Origin of the sequence: Paraburkholderia madseniana, from assembly GCF_009690905.1 — a bacterium.
GTDB lineage: Bacteria > Pseudomonadota > Gammaproteobacteria > Burkholderiales > Burkholderiaceae > Paraburkholderia > Paraburkholderia madseniana.
The window spans coordinates 22,249-43,575 of the sequence record NZ_VOSW01000060.1; the positions used below are offsets into that span (position 1 = coordinate 22,249).

At 62.6% G+C, this 21,327-nt stretch carries 22 protein-coding genes; 9 read left to right on the top strand and 13 right to left on the bottom strand.

Annotation, left to right across the window (positions count from 1 at the left end):
- Positions 1-2: 2 nt before the first annotated feature.
- Together FSO04_RS28150 and phnF are read right to left on the bottom strand one after the other, a co-directional pair.
- Entirely contained in the window at positions 3-749 is a 747-nt protein-coding gene (locus FSO04_RS28150; RefSeq protein WP_154564677.1) for a DUF1045 domain-containing protein, read from the bottom strand.
- On the bottom strand, positions 746-1,504 hold the full coding sequence (gene phnF, locus FSO04_RS28155; RefSeq protein WP_154564679.1) for a phosphonate metabolism transcriptional regulator PhnF: 759 nt from the start codon (positions 1,502-1,504) through the stop codon (positions 746-748). Before phnF ends, FSO04_RS28150 begins: the two co-directional genes overlap by 4 nt.
- Before the next feature lie 181 nt (positions 1,505-1,685).
- Here phnF and phnG point away from each other — a divergent pair, with 181 nt between their 5' ends.
- From phnG to FSO04_RS28190, 7 genes are all read left to right on the top strand, one after another.
- Complete coding sequence (gene phnG / locus FSO04_RS28160; RefSeq protein WP_154564681.1) at positions 1,686-2,171, top strand: phosphonate C-P lyase system protein PhnG; 486 nt, start codon at positions 1,686-1,688, stop codon at positions 2,169-2,171.
- Complete coding sequence (gene phnH / locus FSO04_RS28165; protein ID WP_093634778.1) at positions 2,171-2,782, top strand: phosphonate C-P lyase system protein PhnH; 612 nt, start codon at positions 2,171-2,173, stop codon at positions 2,780-2,782. The genes phnG and phnH overlap by 1 nt, the downstream gene beginning before the upstream one ends.
- Positions 2,782-3,927, top strand: coding sequence for a carbon-phosphorus lyase complex subunit (locus FSO04_RS28170; RefSeq protein WP_154564683.1), 1,146 nt, complete (start codon positions 2,782-2,784; stop codon positions 3,925-3,927). The genes phnH and FSO04_RS28170 overlap by 1 nt, the downstream gene beginning before the upstream one ends.
- On the top strand, positions 3,924-4,847 hold the full coding sequence (locus FSO04_RS28175; RefSeq protein WP_154564685.1) for an alpha-D-ribose 1-methylphosphonate 5-phosphate C-P-lyase PhnJ: 924 nt from the start codon (positions 3,924-3,926) through the stop codon (positions 4,845-4,847). Before FSO04_RS28170 ends, FSO04_RS28175 begins: the two co-directional genes overlap by 4 nt.
- Positions 4,844-5,614, top strand: a complete 771-nt coding sequence (gene phnK, locus FSO04_RS28180; RefSeq protein ID WP_054041997.1) for a phosphonate C-P lyase system protein PhnK — start codon at positions 4,844-4,846, stop codon at positions 5,612-5,614. Before FSO04_RS28175 ends, phnK begins: the two co-directional genes overlap by 4 nt.
- An 8-nt stretch (positions 5,615-5,622) precedes the next feature.
- Positions 5,623-6,402 carry a phosphonate C-P lyase system protein PhnL gene (gene phnL, locus FSO04_RS28185; protein WP_154564687.1) on the top strand — a complete coding sequence of 260 codons (780 nt, stop codon included), beginning with the start codon at positions 5,623-5,625 and terminating at the stop codon, positions 6,400-6,402.
- Positions 6,403-6,508: 106 nt separating this feature from the next.
- Positions 6,509-7,642, top strand: coding sequence for an alpha-D-ribose 1-methylphosphonate 5-triphosphate diphosphatase (locus FSO04_RS28190; RefSeq protein WP_154564689.1), 1,134 nt, complete (start codon positions 6,509-6,511; stop codon positions 7,640-7,642).
- Positions 7,643-7,650: 8 nt separating this feature from the next.
- Here the strand turns inward: FSO04_RS28190 and FSO04_RS28195 are convergent, their stop codons facing one another.
- Positions 7,651-7,941, bottom strand: coding sequence for a hypothetical protein (locus FSO04_RS28195; RefSeq protein ID WP_097395939.1), 291 nt, complete (start codon positions 7,939-7,941; stop codon positions 7,651-7,653).
- Between the two features lie 95 nt (positions 7,942-8,036).
- Here FSO04_RS28195 and FSO04_RS28200 point away from each other — a divergent pair, with 95 nt between their 5' ends.
- Positions 8,037-8,807: a glycosyltransferase family 2 protein gene (locus FSO04_RS28200; RefSeq protein ID WP_154564691.1), complete on the top strand. Its 771-nt coding sequence runs from the start codon at positions 8,037-8,039 to the stop codon at positions 8,805-8,807.
- Between the two features lie 76 nt (positions 8,808-8,883).
- On the opposite strand, the gene FSO04_RS28205 is transcribed toward FSO04_RS28200, so the two are convergent.
- From FSO04_RS28205 to manD, 8 genes are all read right to left on the bottom strand, one after another.
- Positions 8,884-9,891 (bottom strand): lysylphosphatidylglycerol synthase transmembrane domain-containing protein, encoded by a 1,008-nt coding sequence (locus FSO04_RS28205; RefSeq protein ID WP_166618263.1) that lies wholly within the window; start codon positions 9,889-9,891, stop codon positions 8,884-8,886.
- A 130-nt stretch (positions 9,892-10,021) separates the two neighbouring features.
- On the bottom strand, positions 10,022-10,447 hold the full coding sequence (locus FSO04_RS28210) for a lytic transglycosylase domain-containing protein (protein WP_154564743.1): 426 nt from the start codon (positions 10,445-10,447) through the stop codon (positions 10,022-10,024).
- 98 nt (positions 10,448-10,545) lie between these two features.
- Entirely contained in the window at positions 10,546-10,896 is a 351-nt protein-coding gene (locus tag FSO04_RS28215; protein WP_154564695.1) for a hypothetical protein, read from the bottom strand.
- Positions 10,897-10,910: 14 nt separating this feature from the next.
- Positions 10,911-11,219 carry a hypothetical protein gene (locus FSO04_RS28220; protein WP_233465006.1) on the bottom strand — a complete coding sequence of 103 codons (309 nt, stop codon included), beginning with the start codon at positions 11,217-11,219 and terminating at the stop codon, positions 10,911-10,913.
- A 389-nt stretch (positions 11,220-11,608) separates the two neighbouring features.
- Entirely contained in the window at positions 11,609-12,439 is an 831-nt protein-coding gene (locus FSO04_RS28225) for a GntR family transcriptional regulator (RefSeq protein ID WP_154564699.1), read from the bottom strand.
- 96 nt (positions 12,440-12,535) lie between these two features.
- Positions 12,536-13,828 (bottom strand): MFS transporter, encoded by a 1,293-nt coding sequence (locus FSO04_RS28230; RefSeq protein ID WP_154564701.1) that lies wholly within the window; start codon positions 13,826-13,828, stop codon positions 12,536-12,538.
- 107 nt (positions 13,829-13,935) lie between these two features.
- Positions 13,936-14,982 (bottom strand): L-idonate 5-dehydrogenase, encoded by a 1,047-nt coding sequence (locus FSO04_RS28235; RefSeq protein WP_154564703.1) that lies wholly within the window; start codon positions 14,980-14,982, stop codon positions 13,936-13,938.
- A gap of 70 nt (positions 14,983-15,052) precedes the next feature.
- Positions 15,053-16,261: a D-mannonate dehydratase ManD gene (manD, locus tag FSO04_RS28240; RefSeq protein ID WP_154564705.1), complete on the bottom strand. Its 1,209-nt coding sequence runs from the start codon at positions 16,259-16,261 to the stop codon at positions 15,053-15,055.
- Positions 16,262-16,500: 239 nt separating this feature from the next.
- Here manD and FSO04_RS28245 point away from each other — a divergent pair, with 239 nt between their 5' ends.
- Positions 16,501-17,991: a mannitol dehydrogenase family protein gene (locus FSO04_RS28245; protein ID WP_154564707.1), complete on the top strand. Its 1,491-nt coding sequence runs from the start codon at positions 16,501-16,503 to the stop codon at positions 17,989-17,991.
- Between the two features lie 11 nt (positions 17,992-18,002).
- Here the strand turns inward: FSO04_RS28245 and FSO04_RS28250 are convergent, their stop codons facing one another.
- Both FSO04_RS28250 and FSO04_RS28255 read right to left on the bottom strand, forming a co-directional pair.
- The gene (locus tag FSO04_RS28250) at positions 18,003-19,802 is read right to left on the bottom strand and encodes a diguanylate cyclase domain-containing protein (RefSeq protein ID WP_154564709.1); all 1,800 of its coding nucleotides are present in this window, start codon (positions 19,800-19,802) and stop codon (positions 18,003-18,005) included.
- A complete protein-coding gene (locus tag FSO04_RS28255; protein WP_154564711.1) occupies positions 19,802-20,950 on the bottom strand; it encodes an ABC transporter substrate-binding protein in 1,149 nt (382 codons plus the stop codon). The genes FSO04_RS28250 and FSO04_RS28255 overlap by 1 nt, the downstream gene beginning before the upstream one ends.
- Between the last annotated feature and the right edge of the window lie 377 nt (positions 20,951-21,327).

A 21,327-nucleotide genomic window follows, 5' to 3' on the forward strand; every position in this document is an offset into this window, starting at 1 on the left:
TGTTATTTCACCTCGCGGGTCTGAAACGGCACGCGCTGCCATAGGACGAACGGCTCACCAGGCGCGGGTTCGACAAAGAGCGCCGCGTGATCGATAACGAGCGGCCCGAGCGCGGGTGTTTGCGCCTGCCACCACGCAACCAGCGTTGCGCGCTCGTCGGTATTGGCGAGAGAACTGGACAGCGTCATGTGAAAACGGAATTCGTCGAAGACGTACGGATAACCCCATTCGATCAGCAGCGCACGTTGCCGTTCACTCAATGGCGCGGCGAGACGGCGCGAGAGATCGGCCGCGGAGGGTCTCGCGCGCAGTGCATCGAGCGAGCGCAGTGCACTTGCGGCAACAGCGCCAATGTTTGCTTCGCCGTTCTGATCCGCGGGACGCAGCGCCACAAAATCGCCGAGTGTCGCGGCTTCGACCGGCAACGCGAATGGGTTTTGCGTATGCGCCCATTGACGCGTCGCTTCCAGCACATCGTGTTGAGTCACGCCTTCAACGAGACGAAACGGCGCGACCAGCGTGCCGTGCCACCCATAGCGACGCGGGGCTTCGGTTAGCTCCGCCAGCGGACGCGTCAAGCCTTCCGGCTGGGGCGCCGCACAGCGCTCGCCGCTTTCCGCGTCACGCTCCAACCACGCCGAACCGGCGCGCCACCATGCCGACTCGCGCGACGGCGCGTAATAGACCGCGAACCGCGCGCCGGTGCTCCATTCGACCTGATCGCCGGTGTTCCCCACCACGGCGCTCATACTTCGTGCTCCACCAGCAACTGCACACGGTCCGCCGCAAAATGCGTGAAACCGTATTTAATCGGTGTGCCTTCCAGATCGACGTCGACGTTTTCGACCCACAACACCGGTTGCTGGCGGTTGATATTCAAACGCCGCGCTACTTCCGGCTCAGGCAACACGCTGCCGATACGGCTCCACTTACGCAGATAGTCGGTCACGCCCAATTCGGCCATCGCCTTGGTAATGCCGCCGGTACGCTCCAGCACTTCCGGCAAGTCTGGAAAACGCGCGGCCGGATACCAGTTGCGCGCGAACGTGAGCGGCACGCCATCCGATTCGTGCAACGTCTCGATCCGGTAGACCGAGGCGCCCGCCCGCAAGCTGAGCGCCTTCGCGACATTCGGCTCGGCCTTCACGCGCGCGGCCGACAACATCGTGCCCGCCGCCGCATGATGCTGCTGTCGCAAGTTTTCTGTAAACCGCGTGCGCCGACCGATCGTATAGTCGATCGCGCCGGGCTGCACGAAGGTGCCACGTCCCTGCTCGACGCTGACGAGGCCCAATGCGGCAAGACCGAGCATGGCGCGGCGCACGGTATGCCGGTTCACGTCGAAGCGTTTGGCCAGTTCGCCCTCGCTCGGCAAACGGCCGTCTTCGCCAAAGCCGCTCGCTGCAATTTCCGCTGCCAGAATCTGTTCGATCTGCCGCCAGACGGCAACGCCCGCGCCGCGTTCGAGCAGCGTGCCCGGCGTCGCGTTGTCGTTCGATGTCATGGAGCTGTCATTCCCTTGGGTTCAAATATTCGCTATGCCATGCATTGTAGTGCGCAAGCCGTGATGGAAATGTGAAACGGTGACCATGCACAGCAACACCCGGCCAGCATACCCCTAAACGTCTAGACGTTTAGATGAATAGATGCTTAAATGTCCACTCGCTGGATCAACAGGAATTTCGATGAGTGCCACTTCCGCCTCGCCTTCCTCCGCCACGCGGCGCGCATGGATGGCCGTGCTGGCCCGCACCCCGCGCGCCGATCTCGAAGCCGCGCTGCAACGCGCGCTGCAAGGCGTTCCACCCCCTGCTTACGACTGGCTGCGGCCACCCGAAATCGGCCTCGCGATGGTGCGCGGCCGCGTCGGCGGCAGCGGCGACCCGTTCAATCTCGGCGAGGCCACCGTCACGCGCGCCACGTTGCGTTTGCGCGTCACGGGTGACGCAGCCGCAGCCGTCGGCGTAGCGTGCCATCTGGGCCGCGACCGCCGCCGCGCCGAACTGGCAGCGCTTGCCGATGCGTTGCTGCAAATGCCCGAACATCACACCGCCTTGCACCAGCAATTGATCGCGCCGTTTGCCGAACAGCAAGCCGCGCAACGCGCCGAACGCAGACAGGACGCCGCAGCCACACGCGTCGAATTCTTTACGATGGTCAGAGGCGACTGATGGAAAACTCGCAGATTGCATTGTCTACCTTGACACCCGGTTTCGCAGACCCGGTCCACGACACCCAGGCGGTATTCCGCACGCTGCTCGACGCACTGTCGCGCCCGGGCACGGTGGGCGTCGTCGAAAAAGGCTTGCCGGAGGTGCGGGCCACTCGCGCCGCGCTCGCCGCTTTCGCCGCGCTGCTGACCCTGTGCGACTACGCCACGCCCGTATGGCTCGCGCAGCCCGATACGGCGCTGGGCTCGGCGCTGCGCTTTCATACCGGCGCGCCGCTCGTCGACGAACCGGGACTTGCGGCCTTCGCCTATATCCACGACGCAAGCGCAATGCCGGCGCTGGAAAGCTTTGCACTCGGCGAAGCGGAATCGCCTGAGCACTCGGTGACCTTGCTGATCCGCGTCGAAGCGTTGACAGGTGGCGCACCGATCGTGCTCAGCGGTCCCGGCATTCAGCACACCACGACGATTGCGCCGATCGGTCTGCCCGAGCACTTCTGGCGCGAACGCGCCGCCCTCGCGCCGCTCTTTCCGTGCGGTATCGATTGTTATCTCGTCTGCGACAGCACGTTGATCGGCCTGCCGCGCACAACTCAAGCGAAGGTGAACTGATGTACGTTGCCGTCAAGGGTGGAGAACGCGCGATCGAAGCATCGTGGCGTCTGCTCGACAAGTCGCGCCGCGGCGATACGCGGCTGGCCGAGCTCAGCGTCGCGCAGATTCGCGAGCAATTGCGCCTCGCCGTCGCGCGAGTGATGACCGAAGGTTCGGTCTACGACGAAGAACTCGCCGCCCTCGCGATCAAGCAGGCCGCGGGCGATCTGGTCGAAGCGATCTTTCTGCTGCGTGCGTATCGCACCACGTTGCCGCGTTTCGGTTATACGCAGGCGATCGACACGGAAGCCATGCAAGTTGAGCGCCGTATTTCGGCAACGTTCAAGGACGTGCCCGGCGGGCAATTGCTCGGCGCGACCTATGATTACACGCAACGTCTGCTGGATTTCGCGCTGCTTGCCGAAGGCGATGCCGGAACCGATGCGGCCGCAATCCCAACTTCCATTCAAGCCGCCCAGCCCGCAGCAGAGGCCATGCCGCGTGTGGTCACGCTGCTCGACAAGGAAGGCCTGATCGAACAGGAACGCCCCACGCCGGACGCGCCGGAACCCGGTGATCTCTCGCGCGAGCCGCTCGCGTTTCCCGCGAGCCGCGCCACGCGTTTGCAGAATCTCGCGCGCGGCGACGAAGGCTTCCTGCTCGCCATGGGCTACGCCACCCAACGGGGCTACGCGCACACGCATCCGTTTGCCGGCGAGATCCGCTTCGGCACGATCGCCGTCGAAATGGAACTCGACGAACTGGGCGAAGCCGTTGAAATCGGCGACATCGATGTCACCGAATGCCAGATGATCAACCAGTTCGCCGGCAGCGGCAACGTGCCGCCTACTTTCACGCAAGGCTATGGTCTCGCGTTCGGACACTCGGAACGCAAAGCCATGGCCATGGCACTCGTGGATCGTGCGTTGCGCGCCGAGGAGCTCGGCGAAACGCTCGCCTCGCCGACGCAGGACATCGAATTCATGCTCTCGCATAGCGATAACGTCGAAGCGTCCGGCTTCGTTCAGCATCTGAAGTTGCCTCACTACGTCGACTTTCAGTCCGAACTCGAACTCGTGCGGCGACTGCGGGCGCAACACAGCGCAGAGGGCCAGGATCAAGGCAAGAGTCGGGATCACGATCAGCAGGAGCAAGCCGCATGAACGCGCCGGCCACATCTCACACCACCGCGTCGTACGACAGCGCCGCGGACGGCTACAACTTCGCCTACCTCGACGAACAGACCAAGCGTATGCTGCGCCGCGCGTTGCTCAAGGCGGTCGCCGTGCCGGGCTATCAGGTGCCGTTCGGCTCGCGGGAAATGCCCCTGCCGTACGGCTGGGGCACGGGCGGCATTCAGGTGACCGCGGCGATCATCGGCAGGAACGATACGCTGAAGGTCATCGATCAGGGTTCCGACGAAACCACCAACGCGGTCAACATCCGCCGCTTCTTCGCGCGCACCACGGGCGTGGCGACCACGCGCCGCACGACCGAAGCGACGATCATCCAGACACGTCACCGGATTCCGGAAGCGCCGCTCACCGACAAGCAGATTCTGGTCTATCAGGTGCCGATGCCCGAACCACTATACAAGCTGGAACCGCGCGCTACGGAATGCAAGAAGCTGCACGCACTGGCTGACTACGGCTTGATCAGCGTGAAGCTGTACGAGGACATCGTGCATCACGGCAGCATCGCCACCACGTACGACTACCCGGTGATCGTCAACAACCGCTATCTGAGTTCGCCGTCGCCGATTCCGAAGTTCGACAATCCGAAGATGCATATGAACCCCGCGCTGCAATTGTTCGGCGCCGGCCGCGAACGGCGCATTCACGCGATCCCGCCGTACACGCCCGTGCGCAGTCTCGACTTCGACGATCATCCGTTCGAAGTGCAGAAGTGGCAGCACGCGTGCGCGCTTTGCGGATCGACGGAAAGCTTCCTCGACGAAATGATCGTCGACGACGCCGGCAAGCGCATGTTCGTTTGCTCGGACAGCGACTACTGCCACGAACGCCGCGGCGATCAGGACCTCGAGCTGCCGGCCTACGAAGCGCGCAAAGGAGAAACCGCATGACGCCGCTGTTGAGCGCCCGTTCGCTCACCAAACAATTTGGCGGCCGCAACGGCTGCAGGAATGTCAGCTTCGATCTGTATCCGGGCGAAGTGCTGTGCATCGTCGGCGAATCCGGTTCGGGCAAGACCACGCTGCTCAATGCACTCGCCCTGAAAACCGAAACCGATAGCGGCTCGCTCCACTACACGGCCACGCATGGCGAAAAGCTCGATCTGCTCGCCTTGTCCGAACCGCGCCGGCGTCTGTTGATGCGCACCGAGTGGGGCTTCGTGCAGCAGAATCCGCGCGACGGCCTGCGCAGCGGCGTCTCCGCCGGCGCGAATATCGGCGAGCCTTTGATGGCCGTCGGCGCCCGCCATTACGGCGACATCCGCCACACCGCCACGCAGTGGATGGAGCGTGTCGAACTCGACGCCACTCGCATCGACGAATTCCCGGCGGCGTTTTCCGGCGGCATGCAGCAGCGTTTGCAGATCGCACGTAACCTCGTCACCGGTCCGCGCCTCGTCTTCATGGACGAGCCGACCGCCGGTCTCGACGTCTCGGTGCAGGCGCGTCTGCTCGACTTGCTGCGCACGTTGACGTCCACGCTGCATCTGTCGGTGCTGATCGTGACGCACGATATCGGCGTGGCGCGCCTGCTCGCACATCGTTTGATGGTCATGCAAGGCGGCGAAGTGGTCGAGTCGGGCCTGACGGACCAGGTGCTCGACGATCCGCAGCATCCGTACACGCAAACGCTGGTTTCCTCGGTTCTGCCGGTTTGAGGCTCACAATGCGATCCATTGAAACAAGCAAGGAATTCCACGCCACCGAACGCGCGTTCATCGAGAACAACGCACTGATGCTGCGCGCGGTCGGCATCGGCAAAACCTTCACGCTTCACGGCCAGGGCGGCGTGCAGATCGAAGCGCTCGCGGGCGTGTCGCTCGATGTCGAGCGCGGCGAGTGCGTCGTGCTGATCGGACCTTCAGGCGCGGGCAAGAGTACGCTGCTGCGCTGTCTGTACGGCAACTACCTGGCCAGCTCGGGCTCGATTGCCATTCGCGATGCGGCGGCGGATGACGGGCCGCCGGTGTCGATCACCGGCGCCGAGCCGCACGACGTGTTGCGGCTGCGCCGCGGCGTGGTTGGCTACGTCAGCCAGTTTCTGCGCGTGATTCCGCGCGTGCCGACGCTGACGCTCGTCGCCGAACCGCTGCTGTCGCGCGGCGTGGCCGAAGACGAAGCGCGTGCGCGTGCGGCAGCCCTGCTGGCGAGATTGAACGTGCCCGAGCGGCTGTGGTCGCTCGCGCCCGCCACTTTCTCCGGCGGCGAACAGCAGCGCGTGAACATCGCCCGCGGTTTGATCGCCGGGCACCCGCTGCTGCTGCTCGACGAGCCCACGGCCTCGCTCGACGCGGAAAACCGCGACGTGGTCGCCGATCTGATCGTCGAAGCGCGCGAGCGCGGCGCGGCGATCGTCGGCATCTTTCACGACGAAGATACCCGCAACAAGGTGGCCACACGCCGTCTTGAACTCCAGCAGCCGTTGCGTCCGCCGTTACGTCACTAACTGACACGAAACGGCACTAAACTGAACCACTGAGCTGAAACATTGAGTCGCGCACTGAATCGAAACACAGCGGTGCAACACTCAGGACAGACTACGGAGCAAGTCGATGTTGATCAAAAACGCTCGCATCGTGACGCGAGACGAAGTATTTACCGGCATGCTACGCATCGAAGACGGGATGATTCGCGACGTCGAGCGTGGCACGACCTCGGCGCGCGAAGCGGAAGATTGGGAAGGCGACTATCTGTTGCCGGGTCTGATCGAACTGCACACGGACAACCTCGAGAAGCATCTGGTGCCGCGTCCGGGCGTGCAATGGAATACCGATGCCGCCTTCGTGATCCACGACGCGCAAGTGGCGGCGGCCGGCATCACCACGGTGTTCGATGCCCTCGCGATCGGTTCGCGCTCGAACGTAGGGCTGCGCGGCCGCGATATGCAAATGCAATGTGCCGCATCCCTCACGCGCTTCTCGGAGCGCAAGCTGCTGCGCGCCGAACACTTTCTGCATCTGCGCTGCGAAATCGCCACCGCCGACGTGGTCGAGTTGTTCGATTCGTTGTGCACGCATCCGTTGCTGCGGCTCGCCTCGGTAATGGATCACACGCCCGGCCAACGTCAATGGCACGACCGCGAACAATGGCGCCGCTTCCAGGAGCGCAACGGCAAGCTGACTGACGAACACGTGGCGACCGCCCTGGTCGAACTGTCCGTCGAACAGGAACGTTACGCCGACGCGCACCGCCGCGAGATCGTGGCACGCTGCAACCGGCTCGGCATTCCCGTGGCGAGCCATGACGACACGCTGATCGAACACGTCGAACAGGCCAAGGCCGAAGGTATCGTGCTGGCCGAATTTCCGACCACCCGCATCGCCGCCGAGGCGGCACGCGAGCATGGCATTTCGACCATCATGGGGGCGCCGAATATCGTGCGCGGCGGCTCGCATTCGGGCAACGTGTCGGCCCTCGAACTGGCGAAGGCGGACTTGCTCGATATCCTGTCCTCGGATTACGTGCCGTCCAGTTTGATGACGGCTGTGTTCGACCTGGTGAGCAAGGCCGGCTGGACCCTGCCGCGCGCCATGGCGACGGTTTCCGCCGAGCCGGCCCGCACGGCGGGGCTGCATGACCGCGGGGCGATCGAAGCGGGTTTGCGCGCGGACTTCGTGCGCGTCACGATGCTCGACGCGTTGCCGGTGCCGCGCGCGACGTATCGCGCCGGGGCACGGATCGTCTGACGATGTTGTCAGGCCTCGCTGGTGACGGGCAGCAGTGGTTCCACCGCGGCCCAGCGCGTCCAGCGGGGTGTCTGGTCAGGCGCTTCGACGCGCAAGGTGCGCGAGCCGTCGCCGAATACCAGGGATTCGATATTGAATGCGCTCCCCTCTTCAATGCCGGCGTCGCGCACGTGACCGGATTGGTAGGTGAAACTGAGATTGCCTTCGCGCAACAACTCGAGGTAGACGTCGAAGTCAGTCGTTGACGAACGTGTGGCCCAACGATTCAGGAGGGTGGCGGCGATTTCGGCGTCGTACATTCTGTACCTCTCTGGACATATGCCGTGCCCTGACTATAGCTGAAAAACACGCATTGTGCTGCAGCGCACCATTGTTGATCTTTACTGCCCTTTACATGACCGCTCGCGCCCCGCTCAGACCTGCTCCACGAATCTCCTGTGTCATTTGCGCGTACAACGAGGCGCCCCGCATCGGCACGGTGCTGGCCGTGGCCTGCGCGCATCCTTTGCTCGACGAAGTCATCGTGGTGGACGATGGTTCGACCGACGGCACCGCCGATGTGGTCGAGCGTTTCGCGTCGGCGCGGCTGATCCGGTGCGCAGAGAACCGCGGTAAAAGCGCCGCCATGGCAACCGGGATCGCCGCCGCGCGTGGCGAACTGTTGATGCTGCTCGATGCCGACCTGAAGGGTCTGACGGCCGAGAGCATCAGCGCGCTCGCCCTGCCTGTCCTGCAAGGCAGCGCGCAAGTGAGCATGAGCCTGCGCCAGAACAGCCTGCTGGCATTCCGCGCCATCGGCCTCGATTTCGTCTCCGGCGAGCGCGTGGTCAAAAAAGCGCTGCTAAGCGAAGTCCTGCAGGACGTTCACGGCTTGCCGCGCTTCGGGGTCGAAGTGTTCATGAACCGCCGCATCATCGCGCGCCGTCTGCCGATTGCGGTGACTCACTGGCCACGCGTCACGCAGGCTCGCAAAACAGAGAAACTCGGCTACTGGAAAGGCATGCGTGCGGAATGGCGCATGATCGCCGACCTCCTGAAGGCGGTCTATCCGCTCGCGCTGATTTCACAGACCTTTCAAATGCTTCGCTTACGCAGTGAGCAGGACTCACGCGCGAGTTTTGCGGCACGCATGCGCAAAGTGCCCGATACCGATAGTCCGCGCTGAAGCGCTTACCGAAGCTGGCGAACGCCGTGAGCCGCACTGTGCCGCGTTGTGCCGTTCCAGCCTGGCCCTCGAGGTTTCAGTCGACGGCCGACAGTGGGTTGCGCCCCCTCGTTGCCAGCGCAACGAAACCTGCCGCGCCCAGCGCCAGAGGGCTGTAAAGCGTCGCGAAACGCCACAACACCAGCGCCGTCGCGATGCCCGCGCGGGGCACCCAACTCGCGAATGCGGCAGCGAGAGCGATATCGCCGGTGCCACCACCCGCGGGCACGCCGGTCCACAACGCGGCATGCAGCACGACGGCCTGCACGGCCAGAACGAAACCCAACGGCAGGCGGTAACCGAGTTCGCGCAAGATAAACCAGAGTGCGCCGTAGCGCAGCAACCACTGCAGCGTCGTGAGCAGACACAACGCGGCAAGCCGCCACTTGGGTCCGGCGACCAGTTCCAGCCATTGCCGGCGAACGCTATGGAAAAACCGGCTCAATCTCGCGCGGCGCTCGTTGAGCCAATGAACGCGCCGGCCGGCGGCGTCCAGTGTCGCCGCCACGCGCCGGCGATTCATCCAGCAGACACCGACGAGGCATGCGGCTCCGGCCAGCACGCCGAACACAAGCGGCGCGCTCGCGCGCGGAATCACCTGCGTCAACGGTCCGAAGGCGAACAGCAGGGACACCGGTACGGCGGTCGTGAAGAACGCGAGATCGAGCGCCTGATCCGCGCCGACAACCGTCGTCGCAAGCGACCAGGATGCGCCGGCGCGCTGCAGCAGGCCGATGTTGACGCCGTAGCCCGCCGCGCCCAACGGAGAAGCCAGGAACGCGAAATCGGTAGCCAGCGTGATGGCAAACGTGCGCAGGAAACTGACCCGGAAGCCGAGCGCGGTCTGCATCAGATGCAGCTTGCCCGCTTTTGCCATCGCGCTGATCGCAGCACTCGCGGCAAGCGCGGCGAATACGTAGAGAGAGACGTTACGCAGCCCGACGAACGCCGCGTGCGAATTGAGAACGAAAGGCGCGCCGACGGCGAGGCCGATACCGGCAAGCGCCACCAACACTGCCGCTTTACGCGTATGTGATCTGATCAACGAAGGCCTCAGCAAGTACAGCCTGGCCCCGCTTTCTCCGCACGATGCAGCATGCATGAGGCCGCGCCGTGCGTGAAATCGAGGCCGTCCGGGGGCCTCATGATAACCACGCGAAGCTGCGTTTTCGTGACTAGCGATCGGCGACTAGCGTTTGGCGGGCGGGCAGCAACTGCCCCCATCCGACCAGCACCTGCTGGATGCTGCGGGCGTAGGCGTCACGCTGCTTCGGGGACTCCGAGTGGTACGCGCCGATCGCGCGCCAGGTATTGCCGTATTTGACCATCTTCTGCTTCAGCAGCCACGCGGCCACGTAGACGTTCACACATGGATCGGTCAATGCGCGGTGCGGTACGCCCTCGCGCGCGAGGTCACCGAAATGAATCGAATTGATCTGCAACTGGCCGACGTCGATCGAACCGTTCGCGTTCTGGTGTATCGCGTCCGGGTCCCCCTTCGATTCGTACCATGCAACCGCGCGCAATATCCAGGGATTGACGCCCTGATAGGCCGCGGCCTCATTGAAGCAATCGTCGGCCGCGTAGGCCGCGCCGCACATCGACAGCCACGCTAGCGCGGCACAGAAGAGTTTCAAGGACACGATTCATCCTTCCGCTTGATAGCAGCAAAAGTGGCGAGCTCCACGCCGCGGGCGAATTACTTGGCCAACGCCAGATCGATTTGCCGTTGCACGGAGTCGAGGTACGTATGCGAAGCATCGGACACGACGAGCCGGACAGCCGGCAGCGGCGCTCCCTTGCGTTCCTGCGACTGGATCGGCGCACGCGACTTCTTTCGATGCGTCGTCGGCTTCACAGGCAAGTCATCATCGCTGCCGCTCGACGGTGGCAGCATCGCAAGCGTTGGCAACGGTGGATAAACCTTGTCCGCCGCCGGAGGAAACGTGGCAGGAAACGCTCCGGCCGATTGCAGATCCGTTCCCGGCTGGCCCGCAAAAGCAGGTGTGGCGAGCAGCGTGGCCGCCGTCAGTAAGGTGATTCGAAGCATCGCGATGGCCTCCTTCATTGCACCGTCCTGATCGACACGCTATAGGGCTGACCCAGACCAGCGGTTCGATTCTCAAAGCTCACCTTCGACATGCGTTGCGCAGGCACGCCCTTCCATACCGCCTGGTTCAGGTACGCGAAATCCTGACCCAGCGCGGTGACCAGCACGACCGTGGACTGCTGTTGCGCGGCAGCCAGTGCGCCTGCCTTGGTCAGCACGGCGGTGAGTTGCGGGTCATGCGCCCCGAGCGCATCCGGCGGAATCTCGAAGCTGATGACTTCGTTGGGCGCCTTGTCCGTGTGCGCGGCATTCTGCGCAGGCATCTGTGCGCACCCGGCCAGCGCGAGAACGGCTACCAAAAACCACACCTGTCGCTTCACACCCGTCTCCAGTCAATCCCGTTGCTGTAACGATGTTTTCGGCAAACCCACATCAAAAGTTGATAGGCCGAAAACGCATTGGCGCAAATCAGACAGAGTTACCTCAAGATCGGCGCAAACGATTGCGTCAGCGCTCGACGAAGCACCGATCGAGGCAAACTTCCCTCGGGTTTTTGCCACTGAAATCGTCTGATGATTGGGGGCTGGGGACGCCGCGAGACGGGGCTCCGCGGGTTATGCGTGGATGAAATTGGCTGGCGCAGCGGGGGGCTACGCCTAGGGCCGTAATATGGCCGTAAGCGAGCAAGCCGGCGGCCTACCCGCACATCGGCCTAAGTCGACAGCGGCACGCGCTCCGGTTCATCCGCATCGAACCACGCCGGATTGCGCTCCGCAATCGGACCAAGCGACATCAGAATCTCGCGCAGGTGACTGCGCATTGCTTCTTCAGCCGCGCTCGGGTCGTGCGCGCGCAGGCCCGCCAGAATCTTCGCGTGCTGCTTGATCAGCAGATCGAGCGGTGACACGTCGGGCAAGCTCAGGTAGCGCACCCGGTCCATCTGCGCCTTGATGTCCTGAATCGTTTCCCATGCCGCCGTGCAATCGATCGCCTGGGCGATCGCGTAATGAAACGCCTCGTCGAGCGCGAGGAAGGCGGCGGTGTCGTTCGATTTCGCCGCAAGCTTCTGGTCACGAAGGTTGTCGGCCAGTGCCTGCAACTGCTCGTCCGTGATCGACACGGCTGCCTTCTTCACCACCGCCGTCTCGATCGCTTCGCGAATGAAACGCCCTTCCCGCACCTGGCGCGGCGAAATGCGCTTCACGAAAGTGCCGCGCTGCGGCAATACCTGAAGCACACCTGCTTCCACCAATTTGATGAACGCCTCCCGCACCGGTTGCCGCGACACCTGAAACATGTCGGACACTTCCTTCTCCGAGAGCGGCGTGCCCGGCACCAGTTGACCGACGAAAATTGCCTGACGCAGCGCACGGAAAATCTGCTTGCCGATCGGCTCATGCGAGTCGAACGAGACGCTGGCGGTCAGATCCGGCAGTTCGACACGCGCGCCGGCCTGCACGCTCGCGCGACGCCTTGTGCGGGACGCAAGCGAGGCATCGGAGGAGAAAGAAGACGCGTTGGCGTGGAGGTTCTTGGTCGGCATCGGGTAAAGCAGCGGATAGCAACGAATGAATAGCGACAGAGACGGCGCACACCATGAATACCCACCAGGATATCCACTAAAGTGTGTCGCACCATACTACCATGCACGCTTCATGTTTAAGGCACTCGCTCGCGGCTCGCGAATCCACACCAGCGAACACAGCGCGCCGAGCACGGCAATCGCCCCCGCCAGCACGAACGCACTAGCGTAATTCCCGTGCGTCGCTTCGACGATGAAGCCCGTCACCGCGGGTCCGATCACGCCGGCCAGATTCGCCAGCAAGTGCACAAAACCGCCCGCGCCGCCGACGTGTTCGCGCGGCACGGTGTCCTGAATCACGGCCCAATACACCGCGCCCGTCACATACAGGAAGAAGATCGACACCGACATCAGCGCGACCGCCCCCTGAGTACTGGCAACACGCCCGGCCAACGCGACACACACCGCCGCCGCGCCCAGACAAGTACTCAGCACGATCTTGCGCGACAGCAGCGGCTTACCGGTCAGGCGCAAGATGAAGTCCGAGATGAAGCCGCCCGCCGCGAGCCCGATACTGCCGAGCAGCCACGGAATCACCGTGGCGAAACTCATGTCGCGCAGACTCAGGTGATGCGCTTCGGTCAGATAGGTCGGGAACCACGACAGGAAGAAAAACAGCACGTAGTTGTATGAGAAGAACGCGAAGGCCGTCGCAAGAATGATCGGCTTCTTCAGGAAGTGCCGCAGGCCGAGCCGCTCGCCGTCGGCCGAATGCGCGATCGCATGCTCGTCCGCCTGTCCGGCGCGGATGAGTTCGATCTCATCAGGCGTAACGCGCGAGTTTTCGTGCGGGTGTTCGGTGGTCGTTGCCGCCCACAATACAAGCCACAAGAGGCCCAGCATCATGATCGCGACAAAGGCCCAGCGCCAGCCGAACTGCACCGCCATGAAGCCGACCACCGGCCCCGCCAGCGCGCCGCCGAGCGGTGTGCCCGAACTGATCACGCCGATCGCGCTCGCGACCTCCTTGCGCGGGAACCAGTTATTGACCATCTTGCTGTTCGACGAGCTGAACGGACCTTCGCCCATGCCGAACAGCACACGCAGCACGATCAGCGAACCGATGCCGGCGGCCAACGCGGTCGCGCCGCAGAACACCGACCACACGCCCATCGCGGTGCCGAATACGCGTTTCGCACCGACCTTGTCCGACAGCACGCCGCCGACAAAATTGAACAGCGCATAGCCGATGAAAAAGCTGCTGAACACGATGCCCAACTGCGCATGCGAGAAGTGCAGGTCTTTCTGGATCAACGGTGCCGCAATCGACAGCGCCGCGCGGTCGAGATAGTTGATGACGCCGGCCAGAAACAGTAGCGCGACAACAAACCAGCGTTGACTCTTGATCATCAGGTGTCTCCTTCGGGTCGCCTCTTGATGGGCGTTTTGAATAGCTTAAGTATCTGGATTGGCCTGGCGCAGCGGTCACGTGCAACGCCTCATGCCACGGGCGATGTTCAATCGAAGTTCAGATGCACCTTCATCGACTGCGAGCGATCGAGAGCCACTTCGAACGCATGGTTCGCTTCGTTCATCGCGAATGCATGCGTCATGAGCGGTCGCAAATCGACTTTGCCGGAGGCGATTTCATCGGCAGCGATGGCGTATTCGCCAGTGAAGCGGAACGAGCCTTGATAGCGGAGTTCCTTCGACATCACCAGGTTCGCCGCCACCGGCGACTGGCCGGCCGGCAGATTGCCCACCTGAATCACCGTACCGCCGGCTCGTGCCGCACGCAGCGCCGTATCGAGTCCGGCGGGACTGCCCGATGCCTCGATGACCACGTCGAACGTGCCGCGTTGCGCGGACCATTGATCGATCGTGGCGCTGTCTGTCGCATTCACGGTCTGATCCGCACCGAGTTGCTGCGCAACCTGCAACGCGCGATCCGAAAGATCCAGCGCGACCACGCGATGAGCACCGGCGCGGCGCGCCACGCTCAGCAGAATGCAACCGATCGGCCCGCAACCCACCAGCAAGACACTCGCGCCGACGAGCGAACCCGCCTGCTTCACTGCATGCAATGCAACGGCAAGCGGCTCGGCCATCGACGCCTGCGCAAAATCGACGCCATCCGGCACCGGTACGCATTGCCGCGCCGCGACGACGATGTATTGACGGAACATGCCCTGCGTATGCGGGAACGTCGATGCACTGCCCATGAAGCGCATGTTCAGACAATGATTCGGCATCCCGCCGATGCAAAAGCGGCACGTCCCACAGGCAAGTCCAGGATTGACGGCAACACGCTGTCCGGGTGTCAGACGACTCTCCGCGCTCACGCCCTCGCCGAGCGAATCGATCTCGCCGGCCACTTCATGTCCGAGCACGAATGGCTCGCGCACCGCGAAATCACCGCTCTTGCCTTTGAAGTAGTACGACAGATCGGAGCCGCAAATGCCGCCGGCGCGCACGCGTACTCGCACCTGGCCGGGGCCGGGTACAGGCGGCTCGACTTCGTCGATGCGGATCAGTTTGGGTTCGTGAAGCACGGCTGCGAGCATGAAGGACTCCGGTATGACAAAGGTCTCGCGCTCAGTGCCGCGCGAAAGAAGATGAAGAAGCGAAATCAGCTCACCAGTTCCACAGCGTCCCGTCTTCGAGACGCGCGACCGGCAGATACGCGGGGTCGTAGGGATACCGCGCGGCCGCTGCTTCGTCGATATCGACACCATGACCCGGCGCTTCGCCGGGATGCATCATGCCGCGCTCGAAGCGCCATGCATGCGGGAATACGTCGAGCGCCTCGGGTGGAAAGCCCATGTATTCCTGCACGCCGAAATTCGGCACCCACAGATCGAAATGCAGCGCCGCGCCCATGCACACTGGAGACAGATCCGACGGCCCATGACAACCGGTTCGCACCTGGTACAGCGAAGCGAAATCTGCAATGCGCCGCAGATGCGTAATGCCACCCGCGTGCGTCAACGTCGCGCGGATATAGTCGATCAATTGCTCCTCGATCAACTGTTTGCAATCCCAGATGCTGTTGAAGACTTCGCCGACGGCGATCGGCGTGACCGTATGTTCGCGAATCAGCCGGAAGCCGGCCTGGTTTTCCGCGGGCGTTGGGTCTTCCATCCAGAACAGGCGATACGGCTCGACCGATTTGCCGAGACGCGCGGCCTCGATCGGCGTCAAACGGTGGTGGACGTCATGCAGTAAATGCGTATCGAAGCCGAATTTGTCGCGCACCGCTTCAAAGAGCTTGGGTACGAAGTCGAGATACTTTTCCGACGACCAGCTCTGCTCCTCCACCGCGCCCTTGGTGGCCGGCTCGTACATGCCACTGCCTTTCGACACGCCATACACCGAGCGCATATTCGGCACACCGCATTGAATGCGAATGGCCTGATAGCCGGCTTCGATGTGTTCCGCGTAACGGTCGAGCGCTTCGGGAATGTCGCGGCCGGTGGCGTGGCCGTACACCATCACGCCTTCTCGTGACGCGCCGCCTAGCAGCTTGTACAGCGGCATGTCCGTTACTTTGCCGAGAATGTCCCACAGCGCCATATCCACCGCGGCGATCGCCGTCATCGTGACAGGGCCGCGGCGCCAGTACGCGCCTTTGTAGAGGTACTGCCAGGTGTCTTCGATACGACCGGGATCGCGGCCGATCAGCAACGGGCACACGTGGTCTTTCAGATACGAAGCGACTGCGAGTTCGCGGCCGTTCAGCGTTGCATCGCCGATGCCGTGTACGCCTTCGTCCGTGACGATTTTCAATGTGACGAAATTGCGGCCCGGGCACGTGACGATCACGTCGGCGCGAACGATCTTCATGACATCTTCCTTGCAGAGGCGAGTCGCGAACCGTGCACAACGGCGGCATGCGACTGGCTGTTTTTCATGTCGATTTTGAGTGCCGGTTGAAGTGGAAAATGAAGTGGAAAATCGCACTCGTCAACCTGTCTCAAACCGTTTGAACGATGCTACCATACAAGTATAGCGACACGTCAAATCAGGGTTTTCCCGTTGAACGGCGTCGGTCTGAAGCCTTTCCGCAACCTGGAATTCGTCACATGATTTCTGTAGCTACCTTGCCTCGCCTCGTCCGCCAAGCACTACCTACGCTGCAAACACATCTGCTCTCACCTCAATGGCAGGAGCCGCGCATCGGCATCGTTCATCTGGGGATTGGCAACTTCCATCGCGCGCATCAAGCCCTCTACACGGAGGAGGCCATGCTTGCCGCGGGCGGCGACTGGGGCATTTGCGGCGTCACGCTGCAAGGCGATGTCGGCAAGCGCGACGCGCTGATGGAGCAGCAAGGTTTGTATAGCGTGGTTGAACGCGGGCCGCATGGTGCCAAGGTGACGGTCGTGCGTGCGCTGCGCGAAGTGCTGGCCATGCCGCACGATCGCTCCGCCCTGTTCGCGCGCCTCGCGGATCCGCTGGTTCAGATCGTCTCGCTGACCGTCACGGAAAAAGGCTACTGCCGCGACCCGAAAACCGGCGAGGTCGCGCTGGACGATCCCGCCGTTGCACACGATCTGGCCAACCCGCTCGAACCGCGCACGGTGCCAGGCATCCTCGTCGCGGCATTGCGCGAGCGGCGCGACGGTGCGCACGGCAAACCGTTCACGGTGCTCTCGTGCGACAACCTTTCCCATAACGGCGCCGCGCTGCGCCAGGTGGTCTGTTCGTTCGCGCGGCAACGCGATCCCGATCTGGCCGACTGGATCGCCGCCCACGTTGCGTTTCCGTCGACGATGGTCGACCGTATCGTGCCGGCCACCACCGACGCTGAACGCATCACCGTAGCCCACGCAATCGTTTATGCGGATGCCGCACCGGTGCCATGCGAGCCGTTCCGGCAATGGGTCATTGAAGATCGTTTTGCCGGGGGACGTCCCGCATGGGACGCAGTCGGCGCGCAACTCGTCGAGGACGTCACGCCTTTCGAACTGGCGAAGCTGCGCATGCTGAACGGCACGCACTCGACGCTGGCCTATCTGTCGATGCTCGGCGGCTTCGAGACGATCGATGCAGCGATCTCTCACCCCGCCATGCGCAATCTCATCCACGCGATGATGATGGAAGAAATCGCGCCGACGCTAACCATGCCCGCATCATTCGACCTGGCCGCCTATCGGGACGCACTGCTCGAGCGCTACGCGAATCCGGCGCTGAAACATCGCTGCGCGCAGATCGCGATGGATGGCAGCCAGAAGATTCCACCGCGTCTGCTCGCGACGATTGCGGCGCGAATCGGCGCAGGTCAACCGTTCACGCGTCTCGCGCTGGCGATAGCGGCCTGGATGATGTTTTTGCGCGGCCACGCGGACGACGGCACGCGTTACGAAATCAGCGATCCGCTGGCCGGCAGATTAAAGGCGCTCGCGGCATCCGCGCAAGCTGAGCCGCAGGCGCTGATGGACGCGTTACTGACTGTGCGTGAGGTGTTTCCGGAAGATCTGGCCACCCTTCCCGAGTTCAGGAAAGCGCTTCGACACGCATTGCAGTTGCTTCACGAAAACGGCGCGCAAGGGGCCATTGCGGCATTGCAATGAAATTCGGCGCTTCAGGCGGTCGGCTTCGCCTCACGCCCTTCCGTTGCGCCTTCGCTCGCCTTCTCCTGCTCGCGCTTGCGCGCCGCCAGCACATCCTGGTAGCGCAGATAGCCACACCGTCCACCGGCTTTGGCCGCATACATCGCCGCGTCGGCGTGGAGCAGCAGCTCCTCCACTGTGGCGCTATCGTCCGGAAACTGGCTGATGCCGATGCTCGCGCCCACCGTCATGCTTTGTCCGTCGATCAGCAGTTCTTCGTTCAACGCCCCCATGATGCGCGAGGCAATCCCCGGTGCGGCCTCCGTGGAGCGCGGCCCCTCGACCAACACGATGAACTCATCGCCGCCGAGGCGCGCGGCGACATCCGCGCTGCAGAGCACCTGCTTCAGCCGCTGCGCCACCGCGGCGAGCACCTTGTCACCAATCGAATGGCCGAACTGGTCGTTGATCTGCTTGAAGCGGTCGAGGTCGACGAACAGCACGGCAAGCCCTTCCTGGCGCCGTGTCGCTTCCCCGATCGCCGCCTCGAGCTTCTGCATGAACAACATGCGGTTCGGCAGGCCGGTCAGCCCGTCGTGCGTGGCGAGATGCACGAGCTCACGTTGCTTGTTATGCAGCACATCCATTTGCGACTTGATTTCCCGGCGCAGACGATCGAAGCAGCGCGCGAGTATGCCGATCTCGTCGGTACGTTTGAGCGGCAGCGTTTCCATCGCGTGCTCGGCGAACAGATGCGTCGCCGCATACGCGAGAATGTGCAAAGGCTTGGTCAGGGCGCGCGCAAACAGAATCGCGAGGAACAGCGCCAGCACGCTGAAGATCAACACCATGCGAATGATTCTGTTACCCAGTTGGGTGGCGCCGGACAATACATCCTCGAGCGGCTTGGCGAGGCCGATCACGACAAAACGGTTGCCTTCGGAGGCGCCGAACGGTCTGCGCACGAAAGCAAGCACCTGACCGGCCGCCTGCCTCGGCCGCTCGAGACCGTCCAGCAGAACTTCGCTTTTTGACAGATCGAAGAGCGGCCTCGTAGCGGAAAAGCTGTCCTGCATCAGAACGCGGCGGCCCTTGTCGAAGCCGAACGTTTTCGAGGCATCCGGATGGACCAGGAAATCACCCCATTCGTTGGCGAGATAAACCTGATAGTCGCTCGGCAAATCGCTCTGCAAACGGTTGAACAGTCCGGCCAGATCGATATCGATAATCACGACGCCCACCACTGCGCCACTCGCGTCCGCCACAGGTGTGCCGAGCCGCAGTGTCGGTTTGCCCTCGGCGGCATGCGCGCCGTACTCGTGGTTCACCGCGATCGGCGAGGTGTAAATGCGTCCGGGCGAGAACGCCAGTGTGTCGAACACATACGCAAACTGGCCTTTTTCCTGCAGGTTGTTCCCCTCGACCCGCACGAGGCCGTCCGCATCGCGGTCGAAACGGATCAGCTCGAGTCCGAAGTGCTTGCGAGTAATGAAACGAATCTGCAGGTACTCGGGGTGGTGAACCATGAAGCTGGCATACACCTGCGCCAGTTGTTCGCGCGGCGCATTCGCGCCAACGCCGTCGTCGGTCTGCGCGACGTCCGCCAAAGACGGCAAGCTCGCGAGCACCAGCGCGTCTGCGGCAACATCGTCGATCGCCACGGAAAAGCGCTGGCCCAACAGCTCCGTTGAAGTCAGCAGGCTGTGTCCGGCTTCGTTCACGAGCATCGTACGGTTGGCACGATACGTGTAATAACCGGTCGCACCGGACGCGAGCACGCCAATGCACGCAAGCAGAATCGATAACTTGAATGTCAAGCCGGGGCGCATCATCAAAAACGCTCCGACCTGTCGCCGGACACGATTCTGCTCCACAGGTCTTCGCGCCGCTGAATATCTTCCACCGGGCCGATCCAGACGATATGCGCCTTGTCGCTGTTCTCCGCCGGCGCCGTCAACGTGTTGGCGAGCCCCTGGCGTTGCGTCAGCAACGCACTGACGTCCGGTTCGAGCATGTAGTTGATCCACGCAAGCGCGAGCGGGCGATCGTTGGCGGTTCGCGTCATCGACCAGCAGTCCAGCCAGGCGAGCACCCCTTCGTCGGGAATCACGTAGCCCACGTCGGCGCCGGCGCGGCGCAACGATTCAACCTGCTGAGTGCCGTAGTTACCGAACATCAAGGCAACTTTATGCTGGATGAAGAACGCGGTCGCTTCTTCAGGCAGCGTGTAATAGGTCAGCAGGTTGCGGCGCAGATCGACGAGCTTGTGAGCGATCACGCGCATCTGCGTGGCGTCGAGCTGAAAGGGATGGGGATAGCCCAGCGCCAGCGCGGTGAACGAGAAATTATGCTGGGCGCTATTGAAGTCGAGAACCTTGCCGCGATAGCGCGGGTTCCACAATTCGCGCATCGAGCGCGGCGCAACGGCGATCTGCTTGCGGTCATAGATCAGCCCCATCGACGAGTACGTGAATGGAATGGCGTACACATTGCCTGCCGAGGTCAGCCCTTCGATCGACGACAGCGCCTGAAACCGCGGCAACTGTTTTTTCGTATTCGGCAAACTGGCCAGATCGAGCGGCGCCAGCAGATTCGCGCGGGTATAGCGCTCGATTTCAGCAGTATTCGCAGCGAGCACATCGAACTGCGGCGTGCCCTGAGCATGCATCTGCGCCCATAGCGCCTCGTCGGAATCGACCAGCGTGACTTCGACCTTCGCGTTGTAGCGCGCCTCGAAAGTCTTGACGACGTCGGCGTCCGCATAACCGGGCCATGCCAGTACACGCAGAACGTTGTCGGCGGCCACGACGGGTGCTGAAGACAAAAGGCTACAGCAGAAAGCGGCGTTTATCAGTAATGTCAAAAACCCGGAAAACCCGCGGCCGCGCAGTGACTTCGCGCGTGCCGCTGCGACTGCAGTTCGGCTCCGGTGCGATGGTTTGAAACAGCGCATTTCGTCTGCCATCGAAATCGTGTGCATATACAACCGCTTAGCAGAAGGTCATTAAGACGAACGCAAACAGGCGCGCGGTATTTAATCGCGGGCGTAGTGCTCGATGACTTTGTTCAGACAGATACCGATATGATCGTACGCTGCAACGGCAGCCGTTCGGAGCGTTGATCATAGCGCCAAGCCATGCATTTTTGGTTCCGGCCCCGCCTCAATCGAGAAAAAACAATCGGTCAGGTGTGATTTAACAAATACGCTCATCTGTATTTAACGGTTGTTCAAGCGAAATCTTTAACTCGCCGACAGGCAATTGAAACAATCGCGCTCGCCGTAATAGTCTGCAATAAGTGCTGGTAATAGCGCCATTCTGAATACTGGTTTTGCCGGTACAACGCGTCTTGCGAAGT

Coding starts and splice junctions, on each gene's coding strand:
- FSO04_RS28150 (WP_154564677.1), bottom strand. CDS start 749: ATGAGCGCCGTGGTGGGGAACACCGGCGATCAGGTCGAATGGAGCACC.
- phnF (WP_154564679.1), bottom strand. CDS start 1,504: ATGACATCGAACGACAACGCGACGCCGGGCACGCTGCTCGAACGCGGC.
- phnG (WP_154564681.1), top strand. CDS start 1,686: ATGAGTGCCACTTCCGCCTCGCCTTCCTCCGCCACGCGGCGCGCATGG.
- phnH (WP_093634778.1), top strand. CDS start 2,171: ATGGAAAACTCGCAGATTGCATTGTCTACCTTGACACCCGGTTTCGCA.
- FSO04_RS28170 (WP_154564683.1), top strand. CDS start 2,782: ATGTACGTTGCCGTCAAGGGTGGAGAACGCGCGATCGAAGCATCGTGG.
- FSO04_RS28175 (WP_154564685.1), top strand. CDS start 3,924: ATGAACGCGCCGGCCACATCTCACACCACCGCGTCGTACGACAGCGCC.
- phnK (WP_054041997.1), top strand. CDS start 4,844: ATGACGCCGCTGTTGAGCGCCCGTTCGCTCACCAAACAATTTGGCGGC.
- phnL (WP_154564687.1), top strand. CDS start 5,623: ATGCGATCCATTGAAACAAGCAAGGAATTCCACGCCACCGAACGCGCG.
- FSO04_RS28190 (WP_154564689.1), top strand. CDS start 6,509: ATGTTGATCAAAAACGCTCGCATCGTGACGCGAGACGAAGTATTTACC.
- FSO04_RS28195 (WP_097395939.1), bottom strand. CDS start 7,941: ATGTACGACGCCGAAATCGCCGCCACCCTCCTGAATCGTTGGGCCACA.
- FSO04_RS28200 (WP_154564691.1), top strand. CDS start 8,037: ATGACCGCTCGCGCCCCGCTCAGACCTGCTCCACGAATCTCCTGTGTC.
- FSO04_RS28210 (WP_154564743.1), bottom strand. CDS start 10,447: ATGTGCGGCGCGGCCTACGCGGCCGACGATTGCTTCAATGAGGCCGCG.
- FSO04_RS28215 (WP_154564695.1), bottom strand. CDS start 10,896: ATGCTTCGAATCACCTTACTGACGGCGGCCACGCTGCTCGCCACACCT.
- FSO04_RS28220 (WP_233465006.1), bottom strand. CDS start 11,219: ATGCCTGCGCAGAATGCCGCGCACACGGACAAGGCGCCCAACGAAGTC.
- FSO04_RS28225 (WP_154564699.1), bottom strand. CDS start 12,439: ATGCCGACCAAGAACCTCCACGCCAACGCGTCTTCTTTCTCCTCCGAT.
- FSO04_RS28230 (WP_154564701.1), bottom strand. CDS start 13,828: ATGATCAAGAGTCAACGCTGGTTTGTTGTCGCGCTACTGTTTCTGGCC.
- FSO04_RS28235 (WP_154564703.1), bottom strand. CDS start 14,982: ATGCTCGCAGCCGTGCTTCACGAACCCAAACTGATCCGCATCGACGAA.
- manD (WP_154564705.1), bottom strand. CDS start 16,261: ATGAAGATCGTTCGCGCCGACGTGATCGTCACGTGCCCGGGCCGCAAT.
- FSO04_RS28245 (WP_154564707.1), top strand. CDS start 16,501: ATGATTTCTGTAGCTACCTTGCCTCGCCTCGTCCGCCAAGCACTACCT.
- FSO04_RS28250 (WP_154564709.1), bottom strand. CDS start 19,802: ATGATGCGCCCCGGCTTGACATTCAAGTTATCGATTCTGCTTGCGTGC.
- FSO04_RS28255 (WP_154564711.1), bottom strand. CDS start 20,950: ATGCACACGATTTCGATGGCAGACGAAATGCGCTGTTTCAAACCATCG.